Here is a 22,733-nt window from a genome sequence, read left to right on the forward strand (position 1 = left end):
CGGGGTTCGCTCACTGAGCCTGTCGAAGCGAGCACCCGGTCAGACGTCGCGAATGAGCGCGAGCACCTCGTCGCGGATGGACTCCATCGTCGCGGCATCCGCACCCTCGACGTTCAGGCGCAGCAATGGCTCGGTGTTCGACGGCCGCACGTTGAACCACCAGAACGACTCGTCGCCGCCCGTCGTTCCGGTGACGGTGAGCCCGTCGAGCTCGTCGAACTCGGCCCGACCGGTGAACGCCTCGACGATGCGCGTATAGGCGGAGGGAACGTCGTCGACGACCGAGTTGATCTCGCCCGACAGTGAGTAGGGCGTGAAGCGCGTCGACATCTCGGAGAGCGGTGCCTGCTGTGAACCGAACTCGGCGAGCACGTGCATCGCCGCCAGCATGCCGTTGTCGGCGCCCCAGAAATCGCGGAAATAGTAGTGCGCCGAGTGCTCGCCGCCGAACACGGCGCCGGTCAGCCTCATCTGGTCTTTGATGAGCGAATGCCCGACGCGGGTGCGCACCGGAATCCCCCCGGCCTGCTCGATCACCTCGGGCACGAACTGGGAGGTGATGAGGTTGTGGATGACCGCGACATCCGTCTCGCCTGCGGCGCGCGCGCGTGTGATCTCGCGGAGCGCGACGATCGCTGCCACCGCCGACGGGTTCACGGCACCGCCCTGCTCGTCGACGACGAAGCAGCGGTCGGCGTCGCCGTCGAAGGCGAGGCCGAGGTCGGCGCCGTGCTCGACGACGGCGCGCTGCAGGTCGACGAGGTTGGCCGGCTCGAGCGGGTTCGCCTCGTGGTTCGGGAAGGTGCCGTCGAGTTCGAAGAAGAGCGGCACGATCTCGAGGGGCAGCTCGGGGAGCCCGGCAGCTGTGCCGAGCACGGCGGGCACGGTGAGCCCGCCCATGCCGTTGCCGGCGTCGACGACGATCTTCAACGGCCGGATGCCGCTGAGGTCGACGAGCGAGCGCAGGTACGCCGCGTAGTCGGCGAGCACGTCGACGGTCGTGGCCGAGCCGGGCGACTCGACCGAGGAGACGCCCTGCTCGAGGTAGTCGGCCGCACGGTCGCGGATGGCCGCGAGACCCGTGTCGAGCGAAATACCCTGGGCACCCGCCCGTGAGAATTTGATGCCGTTGTATGCGGCGGGGTTGTGGCTCGCCGTGAACATCGCGGCCGGCGCATCGAGCGAGCCCGACGCGAAGTAGCTCTCGTCGGTCGAGCACAGCCCGATCGAGACGACGTCGGCGCCGCGGGCGACCGCGCCGCGAGCGAAGGCTTCAGCGAACCCCGGCGAGGAGTCTCGCATGTCGTGGCCGACGACGACTCGGCCGCCGCCTGCGCCGACCTCGTCGACGAAAGCAGCAGCGAGCGCCTCGACGGTCTCTTCGGTGAGCCCGTCGCCGACGATTCCGCGAACGTCGTAGGCCTTCACGATCGCGTCGAGACGCGCGCGAGCGTCGGATGATGCAGCGGGATTCATGCCTTGAAACCTACCTCACCGAGGCTGACGTGCCGCACGATCTGCCATCCCACAGGCGCCGAGGTGCGTGCGGTGTGACGCGCGCAGAGGTCGTAACCGTGCGGCTCTCTGGTAAGGGCGAGCGGGCCGAGTACGGCCATGGAATCGGCGTAGTCGAAGGTCATCGTGGCGACCGCTTCTGCGGCGCATGCGGTGCGCGAACAACGTCTCATGGCTCCACCAGAGTAGCGAGCGCCACGGCCGATCGCTGCCAACGACTCAGTACGATGGAGGGTATGCCCCGATCCCGTCGTGTCGCCTCCGAGCCGCGCTCACCCCGACGGCTCGCTCGAGATCGACATGGGCGCGGGCTCCGGTCGGCCGTCACCGGACCGCACCTGCCGATGCTGCACAACCGGCTCGATGAGTTCGAGCTCACCGTCGGCACGACTGCAGCGTATCTGCGCGGCCTCTGGCCCGAGCTCGAGGGCGTCGTCTTCGAGGTGGCGCAGGGCCCCGCTGAGGCGATCCACGAAGATCACGTCGATCGGTGGAAGGTCTTCCACGACGAACGCCGCATCGTGTTCTACCGGCTGCCGATCGTGCGTTTCCTGCGCCTCCAAGAGGGTGAGGAGCGCGAGGAGAAGCTCCTCATCGAGAGTTGCGTCTTCCGTGCGATCGCCGATCTGCTCGGCAAAGACCCGTGGGAGCTTGCTCCGGGCCGTTACCGGCACCTCTGAAGACTTCGCTCCCTGAGCCCGTCGAGGGGGACCCGCTCCGACTGCTCAGCGAACTTCGACAAGCTCAGCGAGCGCTTCCTACCGGGGGAACACGCGGATCGGCGAGTCCAACGGCCCAGGCGGCTGCACACCGAACGAGGCGAGTTCCCCTTCGCCCAAGAACGACACCGAGGCGTGCACGCCCTGCACACCGGTCAGTGTGACGATCGCACCGGCTTCGACGTCGACGGATGCCGCCGACCCCTGGTCGATCGTGACCGCCAGGGTCTCCCCGTCGATCGTGTACTGCACCTCGGAGACCTTGCCGCTCGCGTTGGCCAGGTGCAGCGTCGGCGCCGGCCCCTCGGGCACCGCGATGACCGCGTCCTCCAGGAGCGGCGTCGTCGCGACGGTCCAGGCGAGGTCGACGGATGCCGGGGCATCCGTCTCGTCCGGCAGGGTCACTGCGGCCGGGCTGCCGGTCGTCGCGCGTGCTGCAGCCACGATCGGCCCGTCGGCGTCGAGCCTGATCGTGTACGACCCCGCGTCGAGTACGCCGAGCGGCACATCGAGCGAGCGACCGGGCTGCAGCGTCACCTCGATCGTGGAGCCGACGGCGCCGGACTCGGGCATGATGCCGATCGACACGTCGGCGGGTTCGTCACCGGTGGCGAGGAGCCGCACGGCGGGGTGGTCGTCGCCTTCCGCGTGATCGTCCGCCGGATCGACGCCGCCGGCTTCTGCCACGACGAAGCCGGGGATGACCTGGCTGTTCGCCGGCGTCGCGACGGGGCCCGTGAACTCGACGCCCGCCGGCGCCAGGCCGTCGACGGCGGATTGCTCGAGGGCCGCGGCGATCATGCCGCCCGTGGTCGTGACATGCACGACCGGCGAGGTCAGGTTGGGCGCGATCCCGGCGAGTGAGACCACACGCTGGGTGCCTGCGGGAACGATGATGCCGAGCGCCGAGCCTGCTTCGACGGCACCGGTCTCACCGATCACTCGCACATCGACGGTCGCGGCGACGTCGGATGGATTGGCCAGCGACACGAGGCTCGTCCGTCCGAGCGTCGTGGCCCCGGCGACGAGCCATGACTCGGCGCTCGCCTCGGCGCATGCGGCCGCCGCGAACCCGGCGACGGTCTCAGTGCCGGCGGACTGCGATTGGGCCCCCGCCAGCATGCCGGCGTCGACGGTTCCCGGTTCGACGGCGATCTCCACGGGCGTGCCGTCCCGGGCGGCCCGCGGGTTGCCCGGCGCGGCGAGCGGGGTCTCGGTGATCTCGGCGTCTTCGGGGTCGGCGCCCGAGGTCAGCTCAGCCGAGCCGATCGACGATGCGGTCGTCGCGGCGGCCGCGTCGTCGGCGAGGGTGAGCAACGGGCCCGGGCAGACCCGCTGCTGCCGGCTCTCTGCGGGCTGCACGATGAGCGACGGCGGATCGATCCTGTGGTCGGGCCACGGCACCACGGCTGCGGCGGCGAGTGCGGCCGCGGCGATCGCTGCGGCCGCGACGAATGCAACGGCTCGGCCGCCGATGCGGGCGATGGTGCGACTAACGGGCATCGTCGTCCCCCTTCGGCTCGGTGGATTCAGTGGGTTCGTCGGAGTCGCCCGAGTCGCCCGATTCCTCCGAATCGGCGGGCGCGGTGGAGACCACAGCTTCGGTTGGCTCGTCGGTCGGTACGAGCGATTCCGTCGGCGCGGATTCCGCCGGGACGTCGGCTGCCTCGCCCTGTTCCGCGTTGTCGGAATCGGCTTCCTCCGCAGCGCCGACGCCGTCATCCGCATCGCCGGCGGCCGCAGCGGCCTCCGCGTCCGCGCCTTCGGAGTCGTCCGCGCCTTCGGAGTCGTCCGCGCCTTCTGAGTCGTCCGGTCCATCCGCCCCGTCCGGCGCGTCGTCCGGCGCCGCCGATCGCGGTTTCCGCCTGCGTCGGCGCACGGGCCTCCGGTCTGCTTCACGGCCGACGCCGGTCGGAATCGACAGCAGCAGGGTCGCGCCGAGCACGATGAGTTGCACCGCGGTGATCACGCCGGCGAGCGCGCCGCCCGCACCGGGCGGAATCTGGGCCGCCGGGGCATCCGGCTCTGCCGCGCTGAATCGCCAGAGCGTGCCGAAGTCGGTCTCCCCCACCGCGACCAGCGCCGCGTTGCCGTCGAGGGCGGAGCGCGCCCTGTCGGCGGTCGCTTCGGCGTCGCGGTCGTCGCCGACTGGCGGGGTCAGTAGCACGAACGACACCCCGAACTCGCGGATCGCGGCATCGGAGTCGAACCCGCTGCGGGAGGCGAGGTTGCCCGCGATCGTCGCCAGCTCACGCTCCTTTTCGCTCATCCCCTCACGAGTCTGTTCGAGCGTCGACTGCTCGTCGAGCGTCGTACCCGCGCCGTGTTCGAGCGTCGCCCTGATGCTGCCGTCGTCTTCGGGCTGTATGCGCAAGGTGGTGACGCGAGGGTCGCTCTCGGCCTCGGCTCCGACGAATGCAGGCAGCGTGCGCTCGGCGGCAGGCTCGATCGCCGTCGACGCCGTGGCGATGCCGAGTCCCGTCGGCAGCACCACGACGATGGCGCACGCGGCGACGAGCCAGCCGAGCAGCGCACCGCCGCGGCGCACGGCGCTGAGGGCGATGACGGCCGCCAGGATGAACCCGAGCCAGGCGAGGCTGAGGCCGGCTCCGGTCCAGAGCTGGACGGCTTCGGGGCCGGCGACCGCAAGCGCGAGATGAGCGGCGACGACGGCGGTCGCGAACCCCAGGAGAGCGGTTCCGAGGCTGAGCACGGCGCCGCGGATGCCGGGCGCGAGCACGGCTGCCAGCGCGGCGACGAGCAGCGGGAGCACGAGGAGCGTGACGAGCAGCTTCGGGTCGACGGATGCCGCGTCGCCGAGGAACGCACCCCAACCGCCCCACGGCTCGCCGGGGAAGCCGAGCGCGAGCTGCCACACGGACGGCGCCGTGCTGCCGACCGGCACACCAGGATCGGCGAGCAGGGCGAGCGGCGTTCCTCGCCCGAGCTGCGCGATGACGAGCGGCGCGGCGAGTACGGCGGCCGGCAGCGGGAGTGCCGCGAGCCGTACCGCGGCACGCCCGCTCACCGCGAGGCTCACGAGCCATGCGACGAGCAGTGCCGGTGCGAGACTCGGCGCGGCCGCGACCACTGCGGCGAACAGGAGGGAGGCCGTGGCGGCCGCCGCCCACGACGTGGCCGCGCCGAACACGGCGAACGCGAGCCAGCCCAGCAGCACGTGCGCGAGCACCGCACCCGGACGGCCGTCGCCGAGCGCGACGAGCAGCGGCGGGGCGAGTCCCCACACGAGCGCGGCGACGGCACGCACCGAGCCGCGTTCGGTCAGCCTCGATGCGGCGAACCACGCGCCGAGGGTCGCGGCAGGCACGGCGAGCAGCCAGAGCAGCACGAGCCCGAACGATGGCGCCCAGAACGCGAGCGAACCCAGCACGGCGAGCACGCCCGCGAAGGGGTCGGCGGCGCCGACGAAGCCGGCGCCGATGTCGCGCCATCCGTAGGCCGCATTGCGCCACAGCTCGCCGAGACCGCTCGACAGCGGGAGGATTCCGCCGCCGCTGAGACCGCGCGCACCGAGCAACCAGGTGAACAGGGCGACGGATGCCGCGACCGACGCCAGCAGCACCCAGCCGCCGCCCGTGCCGAGGAACTGCAGTTCGTGCTTTCGTCCGCGCGCACGCGCTCGTCGCGTCTCGGCGGCATGCTGGCGCCGCCGCCGCACCTCGTCGGGCTGCATGCGCAAGGGGGCGATCGCCGACCAGCCGACGGTGCGTGCCGCCTTGAGCCGGCGACGGGCGCGTGCCACGCGCATGCCGGAGAACATCGTGCCGAGCGCCGCCGAGAACTCCCCCGGAATCGCGCCGGGCGACTTCACGAGGAGCAGCCTGATCGAGCGGATGATCGCCATCGGCAGGAAGCTCAGCCAGTGCAGCGGCACCGCCGCCGCGGGCGCGTACACGAGTCGACGATGCAGGGCTGCCGCTCGTGCGGCCCGGGTGCGTCGCCGGGTCGCACGGGCGCGCGGGCCGGCGGGCGGCCCAGCGACGCCGTCGCCTGCGAACAGCACGAGTGCTTCGGGAACCACCGAGACGCGATGTCCGGCCAGTCGTGCGCGGATCGAGAAGTCGAGCGCATCGTCGACGGTCGGCAGCGCCGGATCGAAGCCGTCGAGCGAACGCCAGACCGAGTGACGTACGAGGAGCGCCGCCGGGTCGAGCCCGAGCACGTCGCTGAGGCCGTCGTGCTGCCCCTGGTCGAGCTCGTCGGAGACGAGCGATACGCTTCGCCCGAACCGCGTGATCGTACGACCGAATGTCGCGATGCGATCCGGATCGTCCCATTCGCGCAGCTTCGGCCCCGCGATCGCGACGGACTTCGCCGTCTCGAGGGTGGCGACGAGCCGTTCGAGCGCGTCTGGCGCGGGCGCCGTGTCCTCGGCGAGGAGCCAGAGCGCATCGGCATCCGATGTCGGCGCCTCCAGCACCCGTTCGGCGGCGCGGACCGCCTCACCGAAGGAGAGGTGCTGTGAGAACTCGATGACGTGGGTGGGCGACGCCGCGTCGACGAGTTCACGCGCCTCGGCATCCGCCTCGGTGAGCACGACGACGAATGCGTCGGGCGTGCGGCGCTGGGATCGAATCGCTTCGAGCGTGCGTGCGAGGTGGTCGCCGCCGAGATGTGCGACGAGGACGGCGGTGACTCTGGGGAACATCGAGGTCAGCCTAAGCGGCTCGCGCCGCGGCATCCGTCACCGCACCGGGCGTGCCTTGAAAACGCGAACCGAATGTCGAGCGGGTTGAGAGAGGGGGACGCGCGCCGTCTCGAAGCACCGAGACGCGCCGGCGCCGTCTGGAGACGCCACGAGCGCGGAGCCTGCCGAAGCAGACTCCGCGACTCAGACCGCTCTCTTACGGAGTTTGCGACGCTCTCGCTCAGAGAGCCCGCCCCAGATGCCGAACCGCTCGTCGTTGCCGAGCGCGTACTCGAGGCACTGGTTTCGTACCTCGCATCCGGTGCAGATCTTCTTCGCGTCCCTCGTCGATCCGCCCTTTTCAGGGAAGAACGCCTCAGGATCGGTTTGCGCGCACAGCGCGTCGCTCTGCCATGCCAGCTGATTGTCATCGTCTGTGACCGAACGAACCCCCGGAACGCCCAGCCTGACCGGATCGACGAACCAATCGTCAGGTACTCCAGAACGATATTCAGGATTGCCCATATCGTCTCCCACCCAGTTGTACCGACCACCCAGAAGGTGTGTCAGGACCAATTACACCGGTGTAATTCGCGAGAGTCAAGTCGCAGAGGGTAAACCCTCATGCAGCCGTCGAGCCTTCATCGCTCGCTCGACACGCCGGGTGTTGGTCATACGTTATGAATCGGATGCCGCGCGGCGGGCCTGCCACGCACTCTCGACCATCTCGGCGAGCGTGTGGCGCATGCGCCAATCGAGGTCGCGAGCGGCGAGTTCACCCGATGCGACGATTCGGGCGGGGTCGCCCGCACGGCGTGGCGCGACCTCGGGCGTGAAGTCGATGCCCGTCACCTCTGCGACCGCCCGCATGATCTCGCCGACCGACACTCCGTCGCCGGAGCCGAGGTTGTAGACGGTCTCGAGCGGCTCCCCCGCGTCGAGTCGACGGGCGGCCACGACATGGGCTTCGGCGAGATCGGCGACGTGGATGTAGTCGCGCACGCACGTGCCGTCGGGAGTCGGGTAGTCGTCTCCGTTGATGCGCGGGGTGCGGCCGTCGAGCAGGGCATCGAACACGAGCGGGAAGAGATTGTGCGGGCTCACGTCGAAGACCTCGGGCGCGCCCGAGCCGACGACGTTGAAGTAGCGCAGACTCGTGTGCGCGAGACCGCGGGCCTTGGCCTGGTCGGCGAGCAACCATTCGCCGATGAGTTTCGACTCACCGTATGGAGACTGCGGCTGCTTCGGGGTCGCCTCGGTCACGAGGTCGACGTCGGGGGTGCCGTAGACGGCAGCACTCGACGAGAAGACGATGCGGTCGATGCCCTTGGACTCCATCGCGCCGAGCAGTGTCGCGGTGCCGACGACGTTCTGCTGGTAGGTGTGCAGCGGGCGATCGACCGAGACGCCGGCGTACTTGAATCCTGCGAGGTGCACGACGCCCTGCACGTTGTAGCGGTCGATCGCACGCTCCACCGCGCCGCCGTCGAGGATGCTGCCGTGCACGAACGGGGTGTCGGCCGGGATGAACTCGTGCTTTCCCGACGAGAGGTCGTCGAGCACGACGGCTCCGATGCCCTGGGCCTCGAATGCGCGCACGACGTGCGCTCCGATATATCCCGCGCCCCCGGTGACCAGCCAGCTCATGTTCCCGCCTTCCGGCGACGGAACCTCCGCGCCGGAACGATCGTATCCGGCGGGCCAGGCCCGGCGGGTCAGGCCCCGCGGGTCAGGCCTGGCGCGTCGGCTGGTGTTCGATGTGGCGGGTGCGGTCGCGGATCTCGGGGCGACCGTAGCCATCGGTGTCGAGTCGGAGCACGGTGGCGAGAACACCCCAGATGGCGAGTCCCGCAAGAAGGAGGAGGATGATCGTGGTCATGGCAGTAAATGTATGTCTTGCGAGATCCTGCCGACAGTGGCAGAGTAGCCATCAAACGTTCGATTTCTGCCAAACCGGAGGCATCCGTTGCTTCAGACCATCGCCTGCATCGCCATCCCGCAGATGGCCCCGTTCGAGTTCGGCGTGATCTGCGAGGTGTTCGGCATCGATCGCAGCGATACCGCCGGGCCGACCTTCGACTTCCATGTCGTGGCCGCAGACCCCGGCCCCATCCCGACGAAGCTCGGATTCGACGTCGTCGTGCACGAAGGCCTCGACTTCGCGCGGCATGCCGACCTCATCGCCGTGCCGGCCGCGCTCATCGACGCTCCGGTCGACGAGCGCATCTCCGAACTGCTGCGCGACGCCGTCGAGCGGGGCGCCTGGGTGCTCTCGGTCTGCTCGGGCGCGTTCACCCTCGGCCGTGCCGGCGTGCTCGACGGCCGACGCGCCACCACCCACTGGATGTACACCGACCAGATGGCTGCGATGTTCCCCCGCACCGAGGTCGACGCCGATGTGCTCTTCGTGCAAGACGACAAGGTCGTCACCGGTGCCGGCACGGCGGCCGGAATCGACGCCGCCCTGCACATCGTGCGTACCGAGCTCGGCGCGAGCGCGGCCAACATGATCGCCCGGCGCATGGTCGTGCCGCCGCAACGCGACGGGGGGCAGTCGCAGTTCATCCAGACGCCGGTCGCCGAGTGCCGCACCGATTCGTTCGCCAAGATCACCGAGTGGATGGTCGAGCACCTCGACGAAGACCTGACCGTAGACCTGCTCGCCCGCAAGGCGCTCATGTCACCGCGTACCTTCGCGCGCCGGTTCCGTGCCGAGACCGGCACCACGCCCAACGCATGGCTCAACCGTCAGCGGCTGCTGCGCGCCCAGCAGTTGCTCGAAGAGACCTCGTTCACCCTCGAGGAGATCGCGCGCGACACCGGCTTCGGCGCCGCCGCCGTCATGCGCCACCACTTCGTGAAGGTGCTGCAGACGACGCCGACGGCCTACCGCCGGCTCTTCGGCGTGCGCGTCGCCTCTTAGGCCTCGGATGCCGCGGGCGAGCCCGTCGTCGCGATCCAGGCGATGCCGGGGCCGGTGACCTCGAGGTCGCGCTCATCGGGCGTGACGTAGACCGATTCGCCGCGAGCGAGTCGGGCCGTGGCACCGGTCGTGCCGCGAAGTACCACGCCCTCGCCCTCGACGAGGGCGATCGCCGGGCCGTCGATCGTCACCCGTGCGACATCCGCGCCCGGCTCGACCCGGTAGAGCACGAAATCGGGCACCTCGGGCCGGAACTCGACAACCCCGGGCGACACCTCGACGGGTGCGAGCCGCGGAGGTGCGATGGGCGTGAAGTCGAGCACGTCGATCAGCTCGGTCACGTCGATGTGCTTCGGCGTGAGTCCGCCGCGCAGCACGTTGTCGCTCGCTGCCATGAGCTCGATGCCGAGCCCGTCGAGGTAGGCGTGGATGTTGCCCGCCGCCAGGTACAGCGCCTCACCCCGCACCAGCCGCACGCGGTTCAGCAGCAACGAGATGACGACGCCGGGGTCGCCCGGGTACGCTTCGGCGAGCGCGCCGACCGTCGCGAACGAGAGCGCATACGGAGAACTGAGCGCAAGCTCGGACGCGGCGAGCACCGTGACCCGTTCGATCACCCACGACGCCTCGCCCGTGTCGCCGCCGCGCCCGTCGCGCAGCAGCCACTCGACCGTGTCTCGCAGCGGGTGCCCGCCGGCCAGATGAGCTTCGAGCAGGTCGAGTGCGCCCGGTTCGGGCGCGGGCGCCGCGGCATCCGCTGCCCGCAGCACTTCGAGGATGCCGCGCACTTCGCCCAGCGGGCGGAACCCCGAGACGGCGTCGAACGTGTCACTCACCGCGACGATGAGCTCTGGCTTGTGGAACTCGTCTTTGTAGTTGCGGTCGTAGGCCGTGATCGGCACGCCGTCGGCCTCTTCGAGCGCGAAGCCGGCGCGGGCCTGCTCGGGGGTCGGGTGCGCCTGCAATGACAGCGGCTCGGCCGCGGCGAGGAGCTTCAAGAGGAACGGCAGCCGCGCACCCTGCCTCGCGAGCCGCGCACCGAGGGCCGTCTCGGGGTCGGCGGCGATCCATGCGGCGAGGTCCTCATGACCTCCAGGCGCCGCGTCGAGCACCCTCGACGGCGAGCCCGGGTGCGCCCCGAGCCAGAGCTCGGCCTCGGGCCCGCCCGAAGGCTCGGTGCCACGGAAGCCCGCGATCGCCGTCGTCGAGCCCCATGCGTAGTCCCGCGGGGTGTTGCCGATCGCCACAAACATGCTCGGGAGTTCCTCTCGGTCGTTTGGGTCAAAACTACCAACGCCGCGGGCCTGTCGACAGCGCAGCATAGGCTCGAGACATCCGACGATGTATTGGAGCTGTCATGACTTTCGAGCCTCTCGCGAGCGATTTCTACGCCTACGAGTCCCTCCTCAGCGACCAGGAGAAGGAGGCGCTCGGCAACCTCCGCGCCTGGCTCGAGGCCGACGTGAAGCCCATCATCGGCGGCTACTGGGACCGCGCCGAGTTCCCCATGCAGATCGTGAAGCCGCTCGCCGACCTCGGCACGCTCTCCTACAACTGGGAGGAGACGAAGCCGTTCGAGAACTCGGCCGTCTTCCGCGGCTTCGTGGCCCTCGAACTCGCCCGCGTCGACCCGTCGGTCGCGACCTTCGTCGGGGTGCAGAACGGTCTCGCCACCGGCACGATCAGCGTGTGCGGCTCGAAGGAGCAGCGCGACGAGTGGATTCCGAAGCTCGCGAGCGGCGAGATCATCGGCGCCTTCGGCCTCACCGAGCCGCTCTCGGGTTCCGACTCTGCGCAGGGCCTGCGCACGACCGCGCGGCGCGAGGGCGACACCTGGGTGCTCAACGGCTCCAAGCGCTGGATCGGCAACGCCACCTTCTCGGACATCACGATCATCTGGGCGAAAGACGTCGCCGACGACCAGGTCAAGGGCTTCATCGTGCCGACCTCGACGCCCGGCTACACCGCCACGAAGATCGAAGGCAAGATCAGTCTTCGCGCTGTGCAGAACGCCGACATCACCCTCGAGAACGTCGTCGTGCCCGAGTCGCTGCGGCTCGCGAACGCGAACTCGTTCCGCGACACCGCGAGTGTCTTGCGCCTCACCCGCGCCGAAGTCGCGTGGGCCGCGGTCGGCACGGCCGTCGGCGCCTACGAGGCCGCCGTGAAGTACGCCGGCGAACGCGTGCAGTTCGGCAAGACCATCGGTTCGCACCAGCTGATCCAAGACCTGCTCGTCAAATGCCTCGGCAACATCACCGCCTCGCTCGGCATGGTCGTCCGTGTCTCCGAGATGCTCGACCGCGGCGAGCAGCGCGACGAGCACTCGGCGCTCGCCAAGGCGTATACGACGGCACGCATGCGCGAGACCGTCGCATGGGCACGCGAGGTCGTCGGCGGCAACGGCATCACCCTCGAGTACGACGTCGCCCGCTTCTTCGCCGACGCCGAGGCGCTCTATTCCTACGAGGGCACTCGTGAGATGAACACCCTCATCGTCGGCCGCAAGATCACCGGCAAGGCCGCGTTCGTCTGAGTTCGCCGGCGCAGATTGACGGATGCCCCGGCGGGATCGTTCCCTCGCGGCATCCAAATCTGTTCGCAACCATCCCCGCGATAGCCTGTACCCTATGAACACGGCCCGACGACGCTGGATCGGTGCGTTCGCGACATTCGCGCTGTTCACGTTGCTCGCCGGCCAGTTCTGGCGCAACCTCCTCGGGTGGTGGGGCTTCGGCGTCGTGGCCACCCTCGTGCTCATCGGCGCGGTCGCGCTCATCGTGCGGGTGCGCCCTGCGTGGATCTGGCGCCGGGTGCCGAAGTCGACGCTCGTGTTCCTGCTGCTGGCAGCACTGTCGATCGCCTGGTCCTTCTACCCGGGCGCGTCGGCGCTCGGGGTGGGCATCACCCTTGCGACGACCGTCACCGCCGTCGCGCTCGTGCTGTGCCTGAACTGGACGCAGTTCGTGCGCAGTCTCGGCGGGGCGCTCAAGTGGGTGCTCGCCCTCTCGCTGGCGTTCGAGCTCTGGGTCGCGATCTTCGTCGGCGGGCCACTGCTGCCGAACTTCCCCGACTTCACCGGTGAAGCCGGCGACAAGATCCCGATGGCGTTCTACTGGTCGCGCGGCCTGCTCTTCTCGGGCGGACCGATCGAGGGCATCGTTGCGAACCGCAACCTCCTCGGCATGATTGCGCTCCTCGGCCTCATCGTGTTCGGGGCGATGCTCGCCGCCGGCAGCGTTCGGCGCGCTTCGGGTATCTGCTGGCTCGTCGTCGCCAGCGCGATCTTGCTCCTCACCCGTTCGGCGACCGTATTGCTCGTCGGCGTGCTCGTCGTCGTCGCACTGGCGTTCGCCCTGTGGGCCCGGCGAGTCGGCCCCGATCGCCGAACAGGCGTCTACTGGGCGGCCGGGGGCGCAGTCGCGGCATCCGTCGGCCTGCTCATCGTGTTCTGGGGTCGACTGCTCGAGTTCTTCGGCAAGAGCGAAGACCTCACCGGCAGGTTCGACATCTGGAACGCGGTCATCGGCCTCGCGAACGAGCGCCCGTGGTTCGGTTGGGGGTGGGTCGGCTACTGGGTGCCGTGGGTCGAACCGTTCGAAGGCCTCGCCGTCCGGAACGGCGTCACCTATCTGCAGGCGCACAATGCCTGGCTCGACGTGTGGATGCAACTCGGCATCATCGGCCTGCTCGCATTCGCATCCATCGTCATCGGTGCCCTGTGGCGCTCATGGTTCCTCGCCGTCGATCGGCCGATGGATGCCGCGGGGCGATTGCTTCCCCACTCGGCCGCCGCCCTCGTGCCGCTGCTCGTGCTGGTCGCCCTCATCGGCCAGAGCCTCGCAGAGAGTCGAATCCTCATCGAGAGCGGCTGGGTACTGCTCATCGCGATCGCCTGGTCGACCAAACGCCGACAGTGGGAACATGAGCCCCTCCCGGCCGAACCCCTTCCTGTTCCGGCATCCCGGATGCCGCCGTCCGAGGTCGCTCGATGAGGCGGTCGCTCTCCCGCCGTGAGGCCGGCGACCGCCGATGAGCGCGCCAGGCGGCGGCCGTGAACGGAGCGACCGGGCTGCCCGAGCTGCTGTCGCCGTGCGCGAGTTCACCGGCTCGGCGCGTTTCGCACAGGCCCTCACGCTGCTCGCAGTCGGCCTCGCCTTCTCGACGCACGCGGTGCGCAGCCTCATCGGCACCCCCGGGCTCCTGACGGCGCTTGCCGGGCTGCTGATCCTCTGCGCCGCGTCATTCGTCGCGCGCTGGCGAGCGGTCGAGTGGTACGGCATCCTCCCGCTCACGATCCTCGTCTTCATCGGCTGGTGCGCGGCATCCATGATCTGGAGCAATCTGCCCGCGCTCGACTCGATCGCCCGCGTCGCCTACCTGATCGCCTTCGCGTTCGTCGGCGTCTACATCGCACTCATGCGCGACACGATCCAGATCGTGCGCGCCTTCGGTGACGTCATGCGCGTGCTGCTGGGGGTGTCGCTCGCCCTCGAGGTGGTGTCGGGCATCATCCTCGACCTGCCGATCAAGGTGCTCGGCATCCAGGGCCACATCGCGTCGTTCGGCCCGATCCAGGGCATCTTCGGGTCGCGAAACCTGCTCGGTTTCGTCGCGCTCATCGCGCTGCTCACCTTCGTCGTGGAGTGGCGCACGAAGATCGTGCTGCGCGGGCGTGCGATCGCCTCGCTGTCGCTCGCGGCGGTGTGCCTCATTTTCTCGGGTTCGCCGACGACCTGGTTCGCGCTCGGTGCGGCCCTGCTGGCTCTCGCCGCCCTGTACGGGCTCCGGCGCGCCTCGGCGCCGACGAGGTGGCGGTGGCAGATCACCCTGCTCGTCACCGGCGTGGTGGCGCTGGCGACGGCGTGGATCTTCCGCATCCGCATCATCGAGTTGCTCGACGCGCGCGGCGAGTTCGACGTGCGTCTCGATGTATGGCGGGAGCTCTCCCGCTACCTGAACCTCAACGCCCTGCAGGGCTGGGGTTGGGTCGGTTCCTGGCCGGACTCGCCTCCCTACACGTGGATCGAACAGGCCACCGGACGGGCGCAATCGTCGGCGCTCAACGCCTACATCGATGTGTACTTCCAAGTCGGAGTCATCGGGGCGCTGCTCTTCATCGCGCTCCTCGGCGTCGCGCTCGTGCGGGCATGGCTGCTCGCCTCGACCCGCCGGAGCGTCGTCTACGTCTGGCCGGCGCTCATGCTCGTCGCGATCGCGGTGACCTCGTTCGCCGAGAGCTTCGCGCTCGTCGAGGGCGGCTGGATGCTGCTCGTGGTCTGCGCTGTGAAAGCGGCGCGGGACATGAGCTGGCGGGATGCGCTGGCGGCGGGGCGGCCGCCTGCGACGCCGCACGACCGCATCACGTGACCTTCCATCACCACGTCGCTGCTGTCGGGCCTCATCGGTGATGTCAGGCGGGCTGAACGAGATCGCGCAACACGTCCTGCGCGCCCAACCCGAACCGGTCGTAGCCACCGGCCCGCCATGCGCGCATGACCGGCTTGACCCGCCGGAGCCGCGACTCCGGAAGAGACCTGCGCATCTGCTCGTGAGCCAGCTTCGCCATGGCCACGGACTTCACGGGTTCTTCCTGACTTGCGACGGATGGCAACCGGTCGGCGAGATCGTAGGCGCGAGCGTACAGGCGAGCGTTCCGGGCCGTCCGCGGTTCCCGGAGACGACCAACCATTCCGCCGACTCCGAGCCGCTTGACGCCGATCTGGTTGCCGCCGTGTTGGCGGTAGTCGATCATGGGAGCCGAGATCAAGTCGATCCCCCCTCCGACCGAGGCGACCATCCCTAGCCACTCGTCGTGCACCCATGATGATGGAAATGGCACCGCGCGTTCGACGAGTGAGCGTCGAACGACGGCCGTGGCTCCGGTGAGTGTGTTCCGCCTGAGCAGTTCAGTGAACGCCGCAGGGGACGACAGTCGATGCTGCTGTGCGGCATCGATGCCGAGTGTCTCGAAGAGCGTGCGCCCGAGGGGTACACCGGCGGCATTGACGAGTCGGGCGTCTGAGGCAACGAGTTCGAGCGCAGGTCGAGCCTCGAATCGGGCGACCGCACGTGCGATTCGGTCGACATGCCAGATGTCGTCCTGGTCGCAGAGCGCGATCAGGTCACCGGATGTCGCGCGCAATGCCTGCTCGAAGTTAGCCGTCACCCCGAGCGGCCACTCGTTACGCAGTATGCGCAGGACCAGAGGCGGTCGTGGCTCCACCAGTCTCCACTCGGAGATCGTATCCTCGACGATAGCGAGAGTCGCGTCTGTTGACGCGTCGTCTGACACCACGATCTCCGCCGGGAGGAGTGTCTGGGCCAGAATGCTCTCGACCTGGTATCGGATGAAGTCGGCTCCGTTGAACGTGCAGAGCGCAACCGAGATCGCCACGGCTTCCTCAGCGCCGCGACACCGGGATCGACAGGACGCCAAGGAACATGCCCGCCATTACCGTCTGGAATCCGAGCATCATGAGTAGCGCGGCGGGGACGGCCAGACGTACTGTGTCCGAGACATCTTGAGAACCGAATCCGGTCGAGGCCCATACAGAGAACTGGACGACGCCGATGAGCAGGCCGAGGAGGAACAGGCCCACCCCTACGATCGCGCCCGACTCAAGCGTGGCCCGTTCGGCCACCGCTTGGAATCGTCGACTCCTCGGAATGAAGAAGCCTTCATGTTGCGCGTAGATCTTCGTAAGCAAGGCGAACAATAGCGCCTGGAAGCCGACGACTGTCAGCGCGGAAAGGTAGACCTGGGTGGACACGTCAAGACCCACCGGCCCGAGACTGATCGGGCCGAACGCCAACGCGACGCTGCCGAAAAGCCCGACGAGAAATCCGACAAGTCCGGGGTAGAGGAACAGCCAACGTGGGCTGAAGAGGAGCAAAAAACGGAGGTGCCGCCAGCCGTCGCGCCAGCTCCGGAGGTGGGGCGGACGGGAACGGCCGTCCTTCTTGAGGGTCGTGGGCACCTCGCTGATCTTGAGCCCGAGGAGGGTCGACTTGACGACGATCTCGGATGCGAACTCCATGCCAGTGGTGATCAAGCCGAGCTCCAGGATCGAGTCGCGTCGGAATCCGCGCAGGCCGCAGTGGAAGTCGCGAATCTCCGATGGGAAGAACAGTCGTCCGATGAAGGACAGCACCGGGTTTCCGAGGTACTTGTGCAGCGGCGGCATCGCTCCGGGCTCGATCCCCCCGCGGAACCGGTTGCCCATGACGAGATCGTCACCGGCTCGGAGTCGCTCGACGAAAGGATCCAAATTTGAGAAATCGTAGCTGTCGTCGGCGTCGCCCATGATGATGTACTCGCCGTTCGCCGCCTCGATGCCACCCATAAGTGCGCTTCCATACCCCTTCGCCTCGACCTCGACGACCCGCGCCCCGAGGCTGCGGGCGATGTCCTGCGAGCCGTCGATGCTTCCATTGTCCGCGACGAGGATCTCGCCAATGACTCCCGACCGCTCAAGGTACCCTGCCGCCTTGCGAATGCAGGTCTCGAGAGTCTCGGCCTCGTTGAGGCACGGCATGACGATAGAGAGTTCGATCTGGGGGCTCGACATCGGATCCTTCGGGCGTTCCATGAACGCGTCATTCGTGGCGTGGACGCTCCAGTCTAACCGGGCAGTCCGACGAAAGCGGGATCCCTCGGAAGCCGAAATGAGACGATGACCGCGACCGTGGCAGTGAGGGCGCAGCCGCAGACGACACCGAGCCCGGCGGCCGCGCCACCACCAACTGCGGGGGTCGCGATGATCATCACGATGATGCCGACCACTGACCCCCAGACCGCCGCCCATGTCGAAGCGACGGTTCGCCACGAGGTGATGAGGAAGGAGCTCGCGATGAGTGCCACTGAGAAGAAGTAGACCCCGATGATGAGGATCCTCACCAACGCGACCGCCTCGGTAAATCCCGAACCGTACACGAAGGGGATGATCCACGGCGCAAGAATCGCGACTAATCCGAACGCGACGGCGAGCACCACGACCATGACGGAGAGCACCGCGAGGTATCGAGTTCTCGCCACAAGCGGATTCTCATGCAACCACGTCGCGAAGCGCGGTATCAGGACCTGGCTGACCGCTTGGGCGAGCATCGACGCCGGTGTGGCAAGTGCCATGGCCGCTGCGAACTGTCCGGCTTCGAACGCATCGGACGCGATGAAGGCGAAGACCATCGCAAACTGGATCAATCCGTTGGTGGCGATGAGTCCCAGGGAGTTCCACCGCACGAGGTGCCAGATTCGTTGGGGATCGGTAGTTGCGTCCTCCGGTGAATCCACGCGCACAGCGCGGGTGGAACGCCAAGCCGCGAAGGCGAACACACCGTACCCCAACGCGAGCGGGGCGAGGATCAGAGCATCGAATCGCCCGGCGATCACGACGGCGAACAGACCCAGCGTGCCGATCGCAGTGAGCACATCCCAGACGGCGACCCCCTCGACCTGCCCAAGGCCCATGCGGATCCCGCGCGTGAAGATATAGGCCGACCACCCGACGACGACGCCGGAGAAGATGATTGCTTCTAGGGTATCCAGGTGAATGAGCGTCACGGCGATCGGCACCGAGACCAGCACAAGGAGCGCCGACGCGAGAAAGAACGATCGCCAGAGGAGGGAGAGCACGCGCTGCGGTCGTACCCCCGCCGCGATCGACCTGGAGAGGAACGTGCCAGCGGCGTTGCCCGCTGCTGTCGGCCAAAACAGGGACGCGATGATACTGATCGAGAGAAGCGTGTTCACCTCGGCCAGGTGCTCGGGCCCGAAGAACCGCGCCACGAGGATCGTGTATCCGAATCGTGCCAGCCCTTGGATGAGGGTTCCAACTATGGACAGTATCGACGCTCGGATGAGGGAGGATTGGGACACCCGGAAATGCTATCCCGCTCGTTCCGGGTCTCCCCCACACGGAAATGACGACGCAGGCCGATGATCATCGACATCATGCTCCCCTTCTACGGACGCATCGACCACTTCCGCGAGGCCGTGCTCAGCATCATCGGCCAGTCGGATCCACACTGGCGACTAGTGGTCATCGACGACCACTATCCCGACGAGACGGCCGGCGCTTGGGTCCGATCGCTCGCCGATCCGCGGATCGAGTACCTGAGACACAGCGAAAACCACGGAATCAATCGGACGTTCCAGGAGTGCGTCGATCTGTCACGTGCCGAATGGTTCACCGTTTTCGGCTGCGACGATGTCATGCGTCCTCACTATGTTGCGACGATCCGTCGGTTGGTGACGGAACATCCCGGTGCCGCCATGGTCCACCCCGGCGTCGAGATCATCGATGAGGACGGTGACCCGACTCACACGCTGGTCGATACAGCGAAGCGCTTCTACCGCCCACGGTTCCGCGGCACGACGATGCTCGCTGATGAGAAACTCGCCGTCAGCGTGATCCGAGGCAATTGGATGAACTTCCCAGCCATCGCCTGGAATGGTCCCCTGGTTCGATCGATCGGCTTCCGCGCCGGTTACCAAGTCATACAAGACCTCGCGCTCGTCATCGACTTGGCGGAGCGCGGCGGCAGCCTTCTGCTCGACGATACGGTCGTGTTCGAGTACCGCAGGCACGCCGGGAGCGTGTCATCCTGGCGCGCTGTCGACGGCAGCCGGTTCGTTGAGGAGCGTGCATATTTCGAGCGAATGGCCAGGGAATTCGCCGAACGCGGATGGCACCGCGCCGCTCGGGCCGCTCTGATGCATCTCTCCAGCCGCATCAATGCGATCACCCAGGTACCGTCCGCTCTCGCCCACCGAGATCTTCACGGAGCCAGAATACTGACCGGTCATGCCCTCGGCTTTCGGACGAATTCGACAAACGGGTTTCGAAGCAGATCTTCATGAGACGGCCCGGCGTGCTGGGCTTCGAGCCAATCCCGACGTAACGTGGGAGAAGGTCATCGGAGGAAGGACTTCCCAGAATGTCACTGCGACCTCGCCTCCCGGTCTTGACGCTATGCGTCGCACTGATCTCGTCGCTTCTCGTCGGCCTGTCGTTGAGCCAGGACGCTGAGCCCGCCGAGGCCGTCGTGGGTTCGCAGTTCAATGCGGGCAACATCATCAGCGACGCGGTGTTCTACAACTCTGGCTCGATGTCCGCGGCCGACGTCCAGAACTTCCTCAATGCGCGGGTGCCTAACTGCCGAGCCGGCTACACCTGCCTGAAGAACTACACCCAGTCGACTACCTCGCAGTCGGCGAAGACCGAGGGGTGCTCTGCATACGCCGGACAGACAAACCAATCCGCCGCGTCGATCATCTTCTCTGTGGCCGTCGCTTGCGGCATCAACCCGCAGAGCCTCATCGTGCTTCTGGAGAAGGAGCAGGGCCTCGTGTCCGACTCCTGGCCGTCAAGTGAGCAATATCGGAAGGCCACGGGTTATGCCTGCCCCGACACATCCAACTGCGACGCGGCGTACAACGGATTCTTCAACCAGGTGTACAACGCCGCCTGGCAATTCAAGAAATACCGCTACAACCCTTCGATTCGTGCGTATCAGGCCGGCCGGAACAATGTCATCAAGTGGCACCCCAACTCCGCCTGCGGGGCCTCGACCGTGTACATCGAGAACCAGGCCACGGCGGGCCTCTACCTCTACACGCCGTATCGACCGAACACGGCAGCGCTCAGCAACCTGTACGGAACCGGGGACGCCTGTTCCGCTTACGGAAACCGGAACTTCTGGAGGATCTTCAACGATTGGTTCGGCTCGACACAGTATGGGGACAACCTCGTGCGCACTGCGGCCTCTCCGACGGTCTACCTCGTCGTCGGGACTGTGAAGCATCCGATCAACAGCTACGAGCTCTTCACCAACCTGTCGCCACTCGGCACGGTGGGAATCGTGCCGCAGTCCTACCTCGACGCGCTGGCGACCGGCAAAGCACTCACCCGCTTTATGGGAGGCCCCGACGGGCGCCTGTACCTCGTTGACAACGGCGGTAAATACCACTTCGACACCTGCAATCGAGTCGCCGCTTTCGGCCTCAACTGCCCTGACTCCATTACGCTCACCGCGAGTCAGATCGACAAGTTGCAGTCGCGGGGCGATCTCACTTCGAACGTGCGCACCGCTGATGGCGTTCTGTACCACATCGCTGGAGCCAAGCGTTCGCAAGCGATCGACGCCCAAGCTCTCACCGCGGCCGGCTTCACCGAAGGCCACACGGCGCTCAGCGTTGCGGCGGTTGTGGGCCTCTCGGTCGGTGTGCCAATCATGCGTGACAACGTCCTTGCGCAGCGCGGGACGTCAGCATCGTACGGCCTGTGGTACTCCTCGGCGGTCTCGCCTGTCAGTGCTTCCCTCTACTCGACGTCGTCGCTGTCACGGCTCGGATCCGCACGACTGCTGGCAGAGAGCTTCGATCTCCTGCCCGTTCGCGCAGCGATCTCTGGCCTGGTCGCGGACACGGGCGGAACGCAATACGTTCTGACCCCGAGCGGACGCATGAAAACGGACACGGGCGTTACGCTCGGGCTGGCGATCCAGACCCTTCCAAAGGCCGTGCTCGACCGAATTCCGGTCTCGTCGGACGTCGTCTACAGCCCGGCAGTGCTGCGTACGGCCGAGTCGAACCAGGCCTACCTCGTTCAGGGCGCTGAGCGACGGGCGATCCCAGGTGCCGAGGATTATCTCTCCATCTCCGGATCGTTGAAGAACCCGACGATTCTGGCAGTCGCGACTCCAGTCTTGTCTGCGCTGAAGAACGGGGTCGTCGTCCTCGCATCCGGATACATGGTGAAGAGTCCCGATGCAGCACGAGTGAGCCTCGTCGACGGGACGATCCTGCGTCCGATCACGACACCCGATCTGCTGAATGCCCTCTCTCACAAGCCGGTGCGGGTGATTCCGACTGCGATGCTCGCCACGCTCTCTGCCGGGAGCGCCATGACCAACGTCGTCACGTGCTCGAACGGCGACAGCCTCTCGATCGGAGGCACGCTTTACCCGCTCAGCGCGCCGATGAAGACCCGCTACGGCTTCACCAGCAGCTCGGCATTGGGCCAAGCAGCCTGCGCGGGTCTCGTCCGGTCGTCGACAGCCGTCGACCGTTTCATCAGGAGTGCCGCTGGAACCGTTTACTACGTCGACGGCGGCTCGAGGCGGCATGTCCTCTCCCCGACGATCCTCGCCGCGCTCGGCTCTGGCACAGTCCTGCCCGCAGACGCCCAGCTGCTCGCGTCCGTTCCCGTCGGCCCGCCTGTAGTGTCCAGCGACCCTGCAGTGGTTCCGTCCTTCGTGAGAGTGGCGGGTACATCGCCGGTCTACATGCTCCAGGGAACGACGGCACGTTTCCTTCCGACTTGGAACGACTACCAATTCGCGGCTTCCACAGTCGCCAATCGGACGATCTATACGGTCAGCGGATCGACGCTGGCCGGCTTCACCAACGGGCCTGCAGTCGTCGCACCAGGAGCCGTCATCCGCGATGCGAGCGCGCCTCAGGTCTCGCTTGTGGATGGAACCGGCAAGCGGCTCTATGTCGGCACACTGAGCATCACGGCGGCCATTGGCGCCGGGAGTGTGAGTGTCGTTCCGAACGGGACGACCGCGACGCTCGTCGCATCGGGGAGTCTGACGACGATGCTGCAGTGCGGCGCAACTCCGATGATCGGACTCGGTGGCGCTCTGTATCCAGTAGACACGACTCTCGCTCCCGACTACCCGGGCCCGTACCAGGCCGTAGACCAGGCGACATGTACCGCACTTCCGAAGGCTAGCCGCGCTCTCACTCGATTCCTTATCGACCCCTCAGGGAACATCTTTTACGTCGAGAAGGGAATGAAGCGCCACATCGGCTCGATGGGACGGCTCGCGTCGCTCGGGGGTAGCATGGCGTCCCTGATCACCGTGTCGCCATACAGCCTCTCGCTACTGCCGTCCGGAACCGACCTCCCGTGAAATCGTC

The 22,733-nt window shown here is 67.5% G+C and carries 18 protein-coding genes and 1 pseudogene; 7 read left to right on the top strand and 12 right to left on the bottom strand.

The genetic code is table 11. The features are described from left to right. Nucleotides 1-39 precede the first annotated feature (39 nt). Both AC1C2R_RS01600 and AC1C2R_RS01605 read right to left on the bottom strand, forming a co-directional pair. On the bottom strand, nucleotides 40-1,476 hold the full coding sequence (locus AC1C2R_RS01600; RefSeq protein WP_495378707.1) for a phosphomannomutase/phosphoglucomutase: 1,437 nt from the start codon (nucleotides 1,474-1,476) through the stop codon (nucleotides 40-42). Beyond that, nucleotides 1,473-1,688 carry a DUF3499 family protein gene (locus AC1C2R_RS01605; protein ID WP_495350785.1) on the bottom strand — a complete coding sequence of 72 codons (216 nt, stop codon included), beginning with the start codon at nucleotides 1,686-1,688 and terminating at the stop codon, nucleotides 1,473-1,475. The genes AC1C2R_RS01600 and AC1C2R_RS01605 overlap by 4 nt, the downstream gene beginning before the upstream one ends. A 63-nt stretch (nucleotides 1,689-1,751) precedes the next feature. Between AC1C2R_RS01605 and AC1C2R_RS01610 the strand changes: the two genes are divergently transcribed. Continuing rightward, nucleotides 1,752-2,195, top strand: coding sequence for a hypothetical protein (locus AC1C2R_RS01610; protein ID WP_495350786.1), 444 nt, complete (start codon nucleotides 1,752-1,754; stop codon nucleotides 2,193-2,195). Nucleotides 2,196-2,273: 78 nt separating this feature from the next. Here AC1C2R_RS01610 and AC1C2R_RS01615 read toward each other — a convergent pair whose 3' ends face one another. From AC1C2R_RS01615 to AC1C2R_RS01635, 5 genes are all read right to left on the bottom strand, one after another. Further along, nucleotides 2,274-3,737 carry a DUF5719 family protein gene (locus tag AC1C2R_RS01615; protein ID WP_495378708.1) on the bottom strand — a complete coding sequence of 488 codons (1,464 nt, stop codon included), beginning with the start codon at nucleotides 3,735-3,737 and terminating at the stop codon, nucleotides 2,274-2,276. After that, nucleotides 3,727-6,903: a glycosyltransferase gene (locus AC1C2R_RS01620; protein WP_495378709.1), complete on the bottom strand. Its 3,177-nt coding sequence runs from the start codon at nucleotides 6,901-6,903 to the stop codon at nucleotides 3,727-3,729. Before AC1C2R_RS01620 ends, AC1C2R_RS01615 begins: the two co-directional genes overlap by 11 nt. Nucleotides 6,904-7,086: 183 nt before the next feature. Beyond that, nucleotides 7,087-7,407 (bottom strand): WhiB family transcriptional regulator, encoded by a 321-nt coding sequence (locus AC1C2R_RS01625; RefSeq protein ID WP_495350789.1) that lies wholly within the window; start codon nucleotides 7,405-7,407, stop codon nucleotides 7,087-7,089. A 153-nt stretch (nucleotides 7,408-7,560) separates the two neighbouring features. Then, nucleotides 7,561-8,529, bottom strand: coding sequence for a UDP-glucose 4-epimerase GalE (gene galE / locus AC1C2R_RS01630; RefSeq protein WP_495378710.1), 969 nt, complete (start codon nucleotides 8,527-8,529; stop codon nucleotides 7,561-7,563). Between the two features lie 82 nt (nucleotides 8,530-8,611). Continuing rightward, on the bottom strand, nucleotides 8,612-8,761 hold the full coding sequence (locus AC1C2R_RS01635; protein ID WP_495350791.1) for a hypothetical protein: 150 nt from the start codon (nucleotides 8,759-8,761) through the stop codon (nucleotides 8,612-8,614). An 87-nt stretch (nucleotides 8,762-8,848) separates the two neighbouring features. Between AC1C2R_RS01635 and AC1C2R_RS01640 the strand changes: the two genes are divergently transcribed. Further along, nucleotides 8,849-9,805 carry a GlxA family transcriptional regulator gene (locus AC1C2R_RS01640; protein ID WP_495350792.1) on the top strand — a complete coding sequence of 319 codons (957 nt, stop codon included), beginning with the start codon at nucleotides 8,849-8,851 and terminating at the stop codon, nucleotides 9,803-9,805. Here the strand turns inward: AC1C2R_RS01640 and manA are convergent. Beyond that, nucleotides 9,802-11,058, bottom strand: a complete 1,257-nt coding sequence (gene manA, locus AC1C2R_RS01645; RefSeq protein ID WP_495378711.1) for a mannose-6-phosphate isomerase, class I — start codon at nucleotides 11,056-11,058, stop codon at nucleotides 9,802-9,804. The two genes, AC1C2R_RS01640 and manA, sit on opposite strands and share 4 nt — an antisense overlap. 104 nt (nucleotides 11,059-11,162) lie before the next feature. On the opposite strand from manA, the gene AC1C2R_RS01650 reads away from it, so the two are divergent. From AC1C2R_RS01650 to AC1C2R_RS01660, 3 genes are all read left to right on the top strand, one after another. Further along, nucleotides 11,163-12,341 (top strand): acyl-CoA dehydrogenase family protein, encoded by a 1,179-nt coding sequence (locus tag AC1C2R_RS01650; RefSeq protein ID WP_495378712.1) that lies wholly within the window; start codon nucleotides 11,163-11,165, stop codon nucleotides 12,339-12,341. Nucleotides 12,342-12,435: 94 nt separating this feature from the next. Further along, the gene (locus tag AC1C2R_RS01655; RefSeq protein WP_495378713.1) at nucleotides 12,436-13,800 is read left to right on the top strand and encodes an O-antigen ligase family protein; all 1,365 of its coding nucleotides are present in this window, start codon (nucleotides 12,436-12,438) and stop codon (nucleotides 13,798-13,800) included. A gap of 37 nt (nucleotides 13,801-13,837) precedes the next feature. Continuing rightward, the gene (locus tag AC1C2R_RS01660; RefSeq protein WP_495378714.1) at nucleotides 13,838-15,175 is read left to right on the top strand and encodes an O-antigen ligase family protein; all 1,338 of its coding nucleotides are present in this window, start codon (nucleotides 13,838-13,840) and stop codon (nucleotides 15,173-15,175) included. Nucleotides 15,176-15,218: 43 nt separating this feature from the next. Here the strand turns inward: AC1C2R_RS01660 and AC1C2R_RS01665 are convergent, their stop codons facing one another. The 4 genes and pseudogenes from AC1C2R_RS01665 to AC1C2R_RS01680 form a co-directional block, all read right to left on the bottom strand. Further along, entirely contained in the window at nucleotides 15,219-15,560 is a 342-nt protein-coding gene (locus tag AC1C2R_RS01665; RefSeq protein WP_495380412.1) for a hypothetical protein, read from the bottom strand. 99 nt (nucleotides 15,561-15,659) lie between these two features. Next, nucleotides 15,660-16,202: pseudogene (locus tag AC1C2R_RS01670) on the bottom strand (glycosyltransferase); the annotation flags it as partial. 7 nt (nucleotides 16,203-16,209) lie between these two features. After that, nucleotides 16,210-17,397: a glycosyltransferase family 2 protein gene (locus AC1C2R_RS01675; RefSeq protein WP_495378715.1), complete on the bottom strand. Its 1,188-nt coding sequence runs from the start codon at nucleotides 17,395-17,397 to the stop codon at nucleotides 16,210-16,212. Nucleotides 17,398-17,429: 32 nt separating this feature from the next. Beyond that, nucleotides 17,430-18,683, bottom strand: coding sequence for a lipopolysaccharide biosynthesis protein (locus AC1C2R_RS01680; RefSeq protein WP_495378716.1), 1,254 nt, complete (start codon nucleotides 18,681-18,683; stop codon nucleotides 17,430-17,432). 60 nt (nucleotides 18,684-18,743) lie between these two features. On the opposite strand from AC1C2R_RS01680, the gene AC1C2R_RS01685 reads away from it, so the two are divergent. Together AC1C2R_RS01685 and AC1C2R_RS01690 are read left to right on the top strand one after the other, a co-directional pair. Continuing rightward, nucleotides 18,744-19,667, top strand: coding sequence for a glycosyltransferase family 2 protein (locus AC1C2R_RS01685; RefSeq protein ID WP_495378717.1), 924 nt, complete (start codon nucleotides 18,744-18,746; stop codon nucleotides 19,665-19,667). Nucleotides 19,668-19,744: 77 nt separating this feature from the next. Further along, the gene (locus AC1C2R_RS01690; protein WP_495378718.1) at nucleotides 19,745-22,726 is read left to right on the top strand and encodes a LasA N-terminal domain-containing protein; all 2,982 of its coding nucleotides are present in this window, start codon (nucleotides 19,745-19,747) and stop codon (nucleotides 22,724-22,726) included. Nucleotides 22,727-22,733: the final 7 nt, after the last annotated feature.

It is taken from the genome of Agromyces sp. Y182 (assembly GCF_059445385.1).